We start from the raw sequence: 9625 nt of genomic DNA on the forward strand, positions 1-9625 counted from the left end.
TCAATTGTTTCATCTCAAGTCCCTTTCTTTCAAAAGAATACATACAAAAAAACACTTCCCCAAAACCGTTCCGCATTACTCAGCTGGGCATCACTTCTCCTTTCCCTGATATGATACAATGACTTTGGCGGTTTTCCCCGCGGCGAAGAGGCGGTAGGCCTCCGGAGCGTCGTCGAAGGCGAAGCGGTGCGAAATCAATGAATCCACAGCAAGCCCCTCCTTCCACAACTTGTACATCGCATCGAATTCACAGAAGTGATAGAACCACGATCCGGTCGCCGTAATGTCACGCCGGATGAAATCCTCGCTGATCGAAAAAGGCACCTCCCCCTGTTCGCCGTTGAAGATCACCTGTCCCCCGCGCCGGACTGCGGCAAAACAGTTTTTCGCCGTCACCGGCTGCCCCGCCGCTTCGATGCAGAGATCCACTCCATTCCCCCCGGTACGCCGTTTCAGTTCGTCGATCACATCGCACCGCTGCGGTTGAAATCCCTCCACCGCGCCGAGACGGAGTGCCATCTCCAGACGTTCCGCGGAAAGATCCACCACGAAGACCTTCCGTTTAAAATGGTTCTGCATGATCACATTCCCCAGCCCGATCGGGCCGGCGCCGAAAATCGCCACGCTCTTCACCTGGTCAATCCGGACATTCTGCGCGGTATGATACGGCACCCCGAATCCGTCACCGGTGAGCAGAACGCCGCTCTCCCAATCCAGATCATCCGGCAGCGGACGGCACGCGTTCGCCGCGGCAAGAAATTTCTCCGCGTGCATGCTGCCGTAAAACCGCCACTCCGGGCACCAGGTGTACTTTCCGGCCCGGCAGGCGGGGCAGTGACCGCATCCGGCGACCGGACTTGCCCCCACCCGCTGTCCCGGCACCAGCTCTTTCACCCCCGCCCCCACCGCGACGACGGTCCCGACCGCCTCATGGCCCGGATTGCCCTCCGCCATCCCCTCGTTCCGGTAGGCGTGCATCTCACTGCCGCAGATGGCCGAACAGGCGGTGCGGATCACCACCTCCCCCTCCCCCGGCACAGGATCGGGCACCTGCTCCATCTGCAACTCGCCGTTCCCGCAGAACTTCAAACGCTTCATCGCTTTGCTCTCCTCACAGTGAAATCGGAAATTCCCGGTCGAGATTCACCCGGCCTCCTGTCGCCGCTGAACGGCGGAGCGCCGCCTCCAGCTGCAACTCCCGCACCCCCTCCAGGCCGCCGACCGGCGCCGGAGCCGCCGTTCTCACGCTGTCGAGATATGCAGAAAGCGATTTTTCGAACGACGCGGCATACTGATCCCAGCGCGACCGGTTGGCCCCCAGAGTAAAGCTCTCCCGGTATGGCAGACCGGCCTGTTCGAGCTGAAGTTCGACATCCAGATCGGAAAACGACGCCGTTCCCCGCTCGAACTGCAGCACCACCCGGTAGAGCGGCAGTTCAAACGCAGGCCCGGCGGTTCCGACGATCGTCCCGCAGCCGCCGTTCTTCGTCGTGAAGGCGCCCGCGAGATCCCGTCCCCGGAGGTTGGCCGTTCCACAACAGCTTCCTCCGACGGCGGAGACCTCGGCAATCTCGCCGCCGAACCAGCGGAGCAGATCGAGGCAGTGGCTCCAGCAGGCGTAGTGAACCAGCCACGAACTCTGCCGGAGCACGCCGAGCTTCCGCTCCTCCACAATCCGGCGGAGACGGATCATCTGGTCGAAGAAACGGTAGTTGAAGTTCATGGCGATTTCAGTTCCCGCCCGTTTCGCCCGCTTCAGCAGGTCGAGCGCGTCGAAGAAATCCTGTTCGCAGACATCCGCCTGCCCGTTGCGCGCCACGAGCGGTTTTTCGATGAAGAGCCGCTTCGGCGAAAATGTCAGAAGCCGGCAGGCGGTCTCGTAATGAAACGGTTCCAGCGTAAGGATAAAGACGGCATCCAGTTGCAGTTGCGCCAGCTCTTCCAAAGTGGAACAGGCGTGAATACCGAACCGCTCCGCGCACACCTTCGCCTTCTCCGAATCACGGGAACAGCAGTAAAGTTCCACATTCTCCTGCCGCGAAAGAAACGGCAGATAGTTGTTCACGGCGACGTTGCCGAGCCCGACAACCCCAAGTCTTATTGTGTTTTTCATCTCTGCGGTCACGCTTCCTTTTTTTATTACTTCATCGCTTGATTTCTCTTATATTATATGCTATTCTAACACGAAACACAATGGGCGCTTCGGCCGAAAACATAGAGGATTCTGCTGTTTATGATCTGCAAACTCTTCGCGGAGGACTGCATTGCCGGATTCACGAAATTCAGCTATCACCATCCCTCCGGACGCATCTACCGCCCGGAAGGGGTCGACAGCTGGATCCTCACCTTGACCAGAGAGGGAGGCGGCGTCATCAATCCGGACTGCCCCTGCCCCTTCGAGGTCAACCCCGGGGATCTGCTCCTGTTTCCGCCGGTGATCGTTCATGATTACATCTCGCAACCCGGCAAGGACTGGATTCATGACTGGATCGTCTTTCAGGAGACGGAGCATCTGCACAATCTGCTCTTTTACGGTCCGAAAGAACAGGGAGAGGTGGGGCTGATCCGGCTGTCGTCGGAGCTGTACGGAGAGATTGCGCTCCTGATGAAAAAAGCACAGAAACTGATGACCTTCGTCGGTCCCTACAAACTGCGGCGGCGGCTGATTTTGAATGTGGTCGAGGAGATCCTGCTGCTCTCCCTGCCGGAGCGGGAGAAATCCCTGCCGGGCGACGCCGGGTCCGACCGCAGAATTCAGGAGTCACTCGACTTTCTGCACGAACACTTTGCGGAGAAAATCACGGTTCCGGAACTGGCGGAACGGGTCTATCTCTCCACCTCCCGGTATTCCCACCTCTTCCGTCAGATGAAGGGGGTTTCCCCGGGGCAGTATCTGCAGCAATTCCGCATCGGGAAAGCGCGGGAACTGTTGATTTCCAGCAATCTCTCCGTGGGGGAAATTGCCGCAAGATGCGGATTTGACGACCTTTTCTACTTCTCCAACCTCTTCCGCCGCCTGACCGGAATCTCCCCCCGCGGCTATCGGGCGGGAGTCCGCAGCATCGCTCCGCTTTTCGACAGCGCCAATCCGCATACCCGATAAAGAGGGAACGCTTCAACTTTTCCCTTTTCTGTAAAGAGGTTCCCTCCCGGAAGCATCGGCGGCGAAGGCGATATTACGCCGCTCTTTCCGGTACTCTGCGGGGGAGCAACCGTGCCGCTTGAGAAACCGCTGATAGAAGTAGACCGGGCTGCTGAACCCGCAGAGGTCGGCAATCTCCTGAATGCGGAGATCGGTCGTGGCGAGCAGCTGCTCCGCCGCAAACATCCGCCGCGCCTGAAGCATCTCCATCGGCGACTCATCGTAAAAACTGTTCCACAACCGGTAGAAGGAACGCGTGCTCAACCCGCTGCCCCGCAGAAGGTCCGGGATGGAAAGCGGCTCCTGAAAGTGCGCCGTCAACACCGAAGCAATTCGGCGGACCGCCTGCTCCTCCCGGCTCTCCAGAAGTTGCTGCTTCTGCATTTTGATCTCCAGAAGCATCCGAAGCACCAGCAGGTCGAGCTGGTCCGCTCGGCCCGGTTCCTGCAGGTTGTTCAGATTCTCAAACACCTCGTCCAGCAGTTTCCGGAAACGCGGCGTCAGAACAAAAGCGGTCTGCAACTCTGTAATATAATTCCGCCAGAATGTCCCGTGCTCCCCGGGATAGACGAAAAAGAGCTCATCCCGCTTCACCGTTCGGATTGTGGTCATCACGGTTCCCGGCAGAACCAGCGAAACATGCGGCGAACCGCCGTTGCAAGTGCACTCCCGGCCGTCGATGATTTCGGTTCGGCTTCCCTGCTATTCCCGGAGAACAAAGCAGAGTAAAAGCGCATTGTTCTCATGGTTCCGGTGAACATAGAGGTGATCGGGCATCCAGCCGATTGTCTGAATCGCCGGCAGAGCGGCGGCGAGTCGGGGAATCGTTGCAAGTCGGTAGAGGCCTTTTTTCATTCTGGCATAAAATCTATATTTTTTGACGTAAGTTGTTCTACGTTTTTGCCGGATTTTCAGGTATAATATAGTAGAAATGCATAAAGAATCCATCATAAAACAGAGGTTTTTCATGAAAAAAGAACAATTGTATGCCGATTTCAAGCAGACGTCAGGCCGAATCCGTCGACTGAACGGCGGCAATCTGGGGCCGATGCTGAGCAACGGCTACTGCAACGATGGAAAATTCGTCGGGGAGTTCGCCGAGCTGGAGGTTCCGATCACCCGGGTGCACGATGCTCCGCTCGGCAACAAGGGGATGCGGCTGGTCGATATTCAGCACATCTTCGGGAACTGGAAAGCCGATGCGCAGAATCCGGACAACTACTACTTCATCCAGACCGACGACTACCTGCGCACCATCCGCGCCGGCGGGTCAGAGATCTTCTTCCGGCTGGGAACCTCGATCGAGCATTCGCTCAACAACTACTACGCCGTCCCGCCGGATGATTACGAAAAATGGACCGATATCTGCATCAACATCATCCGCCACTACAACGAAGGGTGGAACAACGGCTTCTCCTGGAACATCCGCTACTGGGAGATCTGGAATGAGCCGGACATCGTCAAAAACATGTGGAACTCTTCGATGGAAGAGTACTGCCGCCTCTATGAGATTGCCGCAAAGAGAATCAAAACGCGTTTCCCCCATGTCAAGGTCGGCGGCCCGGCGCTGGCGCGGGTCCGCCCCGGCAGCAACGATGAAAACGCGCGTATCTTTCTCGGCTACTGCCGGGAGCGTCAGGTGCCGCTGGACTTCTTCTCCTGGCACCGTTACGCCGGGGACCTCGACGAAATCATTCACGAACCAGAGGAGGTGCGGGCGCTGGTGGATGAATACGGATTTACGGAAACGGAACTGCATCTGAATGAGTGGCACTACTGGTACAAAGGGTTCACGAAAGAGGCCTACTGCGACATGATCGAGGGAATTCCGGGCATCAACGCCGCGGTGTTCGCGACAGCGCTGCTGACCGCCTGGCAGGACTCTCCGCTCACGATGGGGTATCACTACACGATCGGTGAACTCTCCAACGCCTGGGGAGCGTGGAGTTACGGCGAGCCGCTTAAACTATTCTACACGCTGAAGACGTTCACCCGGATCGCCCGTTGCAGAGAACGGGTGAAGACCGAAACCGGCAATCACAACTGCCAGATTCTGGCGGGAATCGGGGAATCCGGTAAACGATCGGTACTGATCTCCGACTTCAAATCCGGCGCGGACACTCTGGAACTCCATCTGCGCGGCGCCGAAAACGCCCGCTTCCATCTGGTGCGGATCGACTTCGACCACGACTGGGCCGAATCGGAATGTTCCGCCGGAGCGGACGGGACGCTCATTCTCCCCGGAACCGATCCGGGTAAATCACAGGTATTTCTGTTGGAAGAACTGTAAACCCCCTCGAGAGCCGCTCACCGACAGCCTCCCGGCTCCAAACGGCATCGCTGATAGCAGCGATGCCATATAACGAAACCGTTTCCAAGTCAGTTTGCCCGCGGATACCAGCGCATTTTTTCGGCCTTGCTGTACATCTCCGGTTGTGAATGCGCCTCGACATGTCCATCAAACATCACCGCATTGGCCCGCCCGTTGTGGATGAAATGAACGCCATCCGTCGTCAGAAACCGGGTAGTGGAGGAGGCCGTATCCCGTGAGAGATTCCAGCTGCCGCTCTTGTTGCTGTTGACGCTTTCGATATGGTGGTATTTATTCGAAGGATTTTTGATTCTTCCATAATTGTAAATGTAATACCATTCACCGCCGCCGGTTTTTTTCTCAGCATCTTCCGGTCTCAAACGATAGAGTCCCTCTGCGTTTTTCCCATAGACGTAGAGCAGATACTTGCCGTCTTCTGAAGGCGGAACCATCGGCTTATCCGGACAGATCATCGAAAGCGGCAGTACACGCCCCTTTTCATCCTTCGTCAGCAACGGTCTGGCCGGGTCCTCAATGGAAGCTCTATCGATTCCATAATAGGTGTAGAGCTGGGCATTCTGGTACCAGCCGGAGGTCCATTGGTCGCCTTTATGGCGAACATCGAAGCCATCGAAATCACTGGAATAACTGAAATTGGCAAAACCGAGCTGCTTGATGTTGCTCGCACAGGTGATGCTGCGCGCTTTTCCCCGCGCCTTACCCAGAGCCGGGAGCAGCAGGGCGGCAAGAATTGCGATGATCGCGATTACGATGAGGAGTTCGATCAGGGTAAAAATTCGGTGGAAACGGGCGGCCTCATCTGCCTTTGTCCCTTCTCCGCCAACAGCGGACAGAGTGAAAGCATGGATTTTCATATCGGTTTTTCCTTTCATCTTACCGGTCTTCATAATAGTTTGATCAACATCATTTTTCACTGAAAAAAATGACGATTCATTGAAAATTCCCCGTATTTTCCTGGATCCTGTCTTTTTTCTGATACACCAATCATTCCCTGGTCAAGCAGTATGCCATCACCCCTTCCGGGAAGCGGGTATTGTCGATGGAAAAAGAGAAAACTCCATCGACGGATTTTCCTGAAACCACCCCCTGCTCTTTTCCGTCACTACGAAGTGCAGCAACACGCCATCCGGCAGCACTTCTGAACTCAATCCGCGCGCGACCGCGACGCAACAGCAACCGCGGCCTGCCACTGTTGACCAGGCGCGTTTTGGAGCCGCTGGCAAACCGCATTCCCTCATTGGTAAGATCGGTAAGATGAATCAGCAGCACTTTTCCACTCTCGGCCAGCTTGTTGCCGTCGAGCGAGATCAACGCAATGGTCGAAAAGGTATCCACGCCGCTGACACGCAGCAGACCGGCCGCCAGAGAACCTTGCGGCAAAGTAATGCTCTCGCTGAGCGGCGTGATGACAGCGAAAGTCCCCGTTTCACGATCGAGGCGAAGACGCGGCTCTCCGGCGACCTTTTCTCCCTGCCGATAGCGCCGTACGCCACGCGGAAGCGCCCTTCCCTCCGGATGTGATCCGATCTGTGCCTGGAGTCCAAGCTGCTCGAATTCCGGCGGGTAGGAAGGCATCATTGTGCTGTTACCATAAGGATTGTCTGGTACGCAGAAGGAAATCTTCTCTTTTGCCGGAGCGAAATCGCCACGCAGAAAAAGCGCCCAGATGATCCGGTCGCTGAGCTGCATCAGAGGATCACTGCTGATGTTGAAGTTGCCGATCATGGGCTTCTCGTTCAGAGTGTCGAGAGAATGCCCCCAGCTGAACCGCCAGAGACCATCCCAGTTCTGGAGTGCACTGTACGCGCCGATCAGAGGACCGTTTTCGGCGACGTGAATGTTGGGATGGCAGAAGGTGTATTCCGTAACCAGAAAGGGTTTGCCGAAGATGCGGGTCGGCATCATCAACCGCGGATTCTGCGCCAGACGGCGAATTGCCGATCCCTGATCGTAGTCAGCCGGCAAACGCCAGGCGTTTTGGAAGAAACGCGGATGGGCAAAATACTGATGATTGTCCACCAGATCGAATTTACTGCGCAATCGGGTCAATGCACTCGAATTAACGAAGTTTAAGCTCGTCAGCATCGCCTTGACTTTCAATTCATTACGAACAAAATCAAGTTGTTCATCCAGAACTTTTTCCTGCAATTTTTCAAGAAAACAGAGCATATTCTGCTCGGCGGCCGGACGTCCTTTTCGCCATTTCTGAAAGAGCTTATGATAACGCTCCCGCAGTCCGGCATAGCGGTGCCAATGCTGGGAAAGTGTATCCTCGTTGACCAGGTTGAGACAAAAGAGCGCAGGATCGTCTGCCCAACGCATGCCAGTGTAGGGATTTTTATGTTGCATCCAATTGCGGGCGAATTTTTTCCAACTCTCCATCGCGTTGCGGTTTATCGGAAGCGTCGCTTTGAAGAAAGCACTATCCGGCGTTCCTTTTTCCAGCGGGAATCCGTCCCCCGCCCGAGGTCTACGGCTGGTAAAAAGATCCGTCGTGATGTAAAATCCACGTTTTTTCAAGCTGGCGAAGAGGTAATCCAGACGATCCAGCATCTCCGGATCCAGCGTCCAGGAGTTTTCAGAGTCTTTCGCAACCATGAAATTGTCGTGATGATGGATACGCACGCTGTTGTAGCCGCGTTTCGCCAACTCCTCCACCAGTTCATCGGCCGACTTGTGATCGGGAAACGACGCAATCATGCAGAGATTGACCCCGAGAAGCCGCAGACGCTTTTGCGGCGCATGTTCAAACGTGAGCGTGCCATCCGGTGCCGCAATGACCCGCCCGTACTTTCCGGCTGGAGCATCGAGCACACCGGTATGGGAAAAATCCAGCGGCGAACCGGCGAGAATACGGCTGCGATACGGAATCCGTCTCCAGGTCGAATCCGCTTTCATCGTAAGCGGTTGATCGGAATTGCCGGGGAATTGAATCCGGCGGTTGCTGAGTGTAACCGCCGCGACCATCCAGCATGCGGTCGGTTCATTGATGCGGAACGTGATCGCGGTCGGATCGTTCCGGTCCAGTGAAAAACTCGATGCGTAAAGTCCGACCGTCGCGGCATTGTTGTCGAAACGACAGGCGATTGCAGCATTCGGCAGTGAATTGCTGATCCACCAGTTGCCGCAATCGAAGCGGGAGCGTACCGGGATCGACTGCTGCGTGCCGTCAGAGTATTCGACATCGAGGAATCCAAGTGTTTTCCCGGATACGGGAGACCACGCACTGGCATGAAGCAAATTAATCGCCTGAAAACTTCCCCGGGAGTGGGGTGGCAGTTCGAGTCGAACCGTCTTCGGTGCGACGCGGCCGGCAACGATCGCCTTACGGTCAGCGCCGATGCAGAAGGGAACACGGGCATATTCAAGCAATCCGCTCTTGATCATGCTCAAATCGTTGGCCGCGCCCTGTCCGGTCCAGCCGGAACCGTCTCTGTCCTCGAAGGTGCGGTTTGCCGCTTTGTCAAGCTCCACTTTACAGAATTCCGGAGGCTGGATTTCCAGGTTCAATTTCAGGCTCGCCGAAGAGATGTTCCCACGGTACGGCGAAAAGAAGAAGCGGATCCCGATCGTATTCTGCCACTTGCGGTTATCCTGAATTTCCAGTCTCATATTGCCGTGGAAACGGTAACGCATTCCGCCGGGCAGATCGACGATCACCTCTTTCGCAACGCCTTTGAAAAGGGACAACTCTTTGAGAAGCGAAGGGATCGTAACCGTTTTTTGGTCGACCGTGATCGCAATCTGTTCAGGCGGAAGTGTGAGAATGGCTGCAAGCAGTTCCCAGCGCACCGGGCTGGGAAAGGCAGCCTGCCCGAGAATCTCATAGCGATTTTTCCCTGTCTGAAGAATGGTTTCGCTGACAGTCCCGCCGGCCAGGCTACCGGAAAACACCAGTTTTCCGGCTGATTTTTCGCGTTTCATGGATTGCCAGTGTGCGTTCAGTTTCCAGCTGCGCCAGGATTCCTCCGCAAACTTGAATTGGAATTCGCACTCCCCCAGTCTCATCTCGCCGAAGTTACTGATATGGATTCCCGCGGGAAACTCCACCGCAGTCACCGTTATGATAACTGCGAATGTCAATACTGCCCCAAAGAACTTCATACAACCTCCTATTTTTTCTTCTGGTGACATCCAGAAATTCCTCTTTG

At 55.9% G+C, this 9625-nt stretch carries 8 protein-coding genes; 2 read left to right on the forward strand and 6 right to left on the reverse strand.

The features are described 5' to 3' along the window. Positions 1-90: 90 nt before the first annotated feature. Complete coding sequence (locus ACMLHG_RS02985; RefSeq protein WP_417169494.1) at positions 91-1098, reverse strand: zinc-dependent alcohol dehydrogenase; 1008 nt, start codon at positions 1096-1098, stop codon at positions 91-93. Positions 1099-1111: 13 nt separating this feature from the next. Beyond that, positions 1112-2113 (reverse strand): Gfo/Idh/MocA family protein, encoded by a 1002-nt coding sequence (locus ACMLHG_RS02990; RefSeq protein ID WP_417169495.1) that lies wholly within the window; start codon positions 2111-2113, stop codon positions 1112-1114. Positions 2114-2233: 120 nt separating this feature from the next. On the opposite strand from ACMLHG_RS02990, the gene ACMLHG_RS02995 reads away from it, so the two are divergent. Further along, positions 2234-3103, forward strand: coding sequence for a helix-turn-helix domain-containing protein (locus ACMLHG_RS02995; RefSeq protein WP_294434460.1), 870 nt, complete (start codon positions 2234-2236; stop codon positions 3101-3103). Positions 3104-3115: 12 nt separating this feature from the next. Here the strand turns inward: ACMLHG_RS02995 and ACMLHG_RS03000 are convergent, their stop codons facing one another. Beyond that, positions 3116-3754, reverse strand: coding sequence for a helix-turn-helix domain-containing protein (locus tag ACMLHG_RS03000; RefSeq protein ID WP_417169496.1), 639 nt, complete (start codon positions 3752-3754; stop codon positions 3116-3118). A gap of 90 nt (positions 3755-3844) precedes the next feature. Beyond that, on the reverse strand, positions 3845-3997 hold the full coding sequence (locus ACMLHG_RS03005; protein WP_417169497.1) for a hypothetical protein: 153 nt from the start codon (positions 3995-3997) through the stop codon (positions 3845-3847). Between the two features lie 112 nt (positions 3998-4109). On the opposite strand from ACMLHG_RS03005, the gene ACMLHG_RS03010 reads away from it, so the two are divergent. Beyond that, positions 4110-5432 carry a GH39 family glycosyl hydrolase gene (locus tag ACMLHG_RS03010; RefSeq protein ID WP_417169498.1) on the forward strand — a complete coding sequence of 441 codons (1323 nt, stop codon included), beginning with the start codon at positions 4110-4112 and terminating at the stop codon, positions 5430-5432. An 89-nt stretch (positions 5433-5521) separates the two neighbouring features. Here ACMLHG_RS03010 and ACMLHG_RS03015 read toward each other — a convergent pair whose 3' ends face one another. Further along, complete coding sequence (locus ACMLHG_RS03015) at positions 5522-6346, reverse strand: prepilin-type N-terminal cleavage/methylation domain-containing protein (protein ID WP_417169499.1); 825 nt, start codon at positions 6344-6346, stop codon at positions 5522-5524. Positions 6347-6458: 112 nt separating this feature from the next. Continuing rightward, the gene (locus tag ACMLHG_RS03020; protein ID WP_417169500.1) at positions 6459-9608 is read right to left on the reverse strand and encodes a hypothetical protein; all 3150 of its coding nucleotides are present in this window, start codon (positions 9606-9608) and stop codon (positions 6459-6461) included. Between the last annotated feature and the right edge of the window lie 17 nt (positions 9609-9625).

Origin of the sequence: Victivallis sp. (assembly GCF_048170485.1) — a bacterium.
In the GTDB taxonomy this organism is placed as follows: Bacteria; Verrucomicrobiota; Lentisphaeria; order Victivallales; family Victivallaceae; genus Victivallis.

Bases quoted from the DNA above. Each gene is read 5' to 3' on its own strand.
- ACMLHG_RS02985 (WP_417169494.1), bottom strand. From the start codon at position 1,098: ATGAAGCGTTTGAAGTTCTGCGGGAACGGCGAGTTGCAGATGGAGCAG.
- ACMLHG_RS02990 (WP_417169495.1), bottom strand. From the start codon at position 2,113: ATGAAAAACACAATAAGACTTGGGGTTGTCGGGCTCGGCAACGTCGCC.
- ACMLHG_RS02995 (WP_294434460.1), top strand. From the start codon at position 2,234: ATGATCTGCAAACTCTTCGCGGAGGACTGCATTGCCGGATTCACGAAA.
- ACMLHG_RS03000 (WP_417169496.1), bottom strand. From the start codon at position 3,754: ATGACCACAATCCGAACGGTGAAGCGGGATGAGCTCTTTTTCGTCTAT.
- ACMLHG_RS03005 (WP_417169497.1), bottom strand. From the start codon at position 3,997: ATGAAAAAAGGCCTCTACCGACTTGCAACGATTCCCCGACTCGCCGCC.
- ACMLHG_RS03010 (WP_417169498.1), top strand. From the start codon at position 4,110: ATGAAAAAAGAACAATTGTATGCCGATTTCAAGCAGACGTCAGGCCGA.
- ACMLHG_RS03015 (WP_417169499.1), bottom strand. From the start codon at position 6,346: ATGAAAGGAAAAACCGATATGAAAATCCATGCTTTCACTCTGTCCGCT.
- ACMLHG_RS03020 (WP_417169500.1), bottom strand. From the start codon at position 9,608: ATGTCACCAGAAGAAAAAATAGGAGGTTGTATGAAGTTCTTTGGGGCA.